The 637-nt window shown below is 54.6% G+C and carries 1 protein-coding gene; it reads left to right on the top strand.

Features of this window, described 5'->3' with window-relative positions:
- Positions 1–637 (top strand): hypothetical protein (locus E2I14_RS19440; RefSeq protein WP_165967913.1); only part of this gene is annotated, 637 nt, incomplete at both ends.

Raw genomic sequence — 637 nt, 5'->3', positions numbered from 1 at the left:
AACACCTATACTTACAACAGCGGCACCGGCGTTATTTCTCTGTCCGAACCTTTACCGGGTAATGGTCAAACATTGACCATCGCAGCGGTTGAGCACGATGTCACCGGTGCCGTTTCTGCTACCAGCACCGCTTCGGCAACCGAATACACGCCCGTTGCGACTGGTGCAAATGCGGCATTGACGGTCGCCATTCCAGGAACCGTGGTCAACGGCGTAACAGAGATCAGCAGCACATCGAGCACATCCAACAATGCGTCCGTCACCTTGACGCCAACCGGCATTGCAACGTTAGCTAGCGGCGGTAACGTGGTCTTGACGGTTACCGAAGGAGCGAACTCTCCACAAACTGTTACCTTGAAATTGGATGCTCAAGGTCATTTGACCGATGGCACGAACACCTACACCTACAACAGCACGACAGGCGTTATTTCTCTGTCCGAAGCCTTACCGGGCAACGGTCAAACATTGACGATTTCGGCGGTTGAACACGATGTCACCGGTGCCGTTTCAGCTACCAGCACCGCTTCGGCAACCGAATACACGCCCGTTGCGACTGGTGCAAATGCGGCATTGACGGTCGCCATTCCAGGAACCGTGGTCAACGGCGTAACAGAGATCAGCAGCACATCGAGCACAT

The organism is Sapientia aquatica (assembly GCF_004358105.1).
Classification (GTDB): Bacteria; Pseudomonadota; Gammaproteobacteria; order Burkholderiales; family Burkholderiaceae_D; genus Solimicrobium; species Solimicrobium aquaticum.
This window is presented reverse-complemented; position numbering and strand designations above follow the sequence as displayed.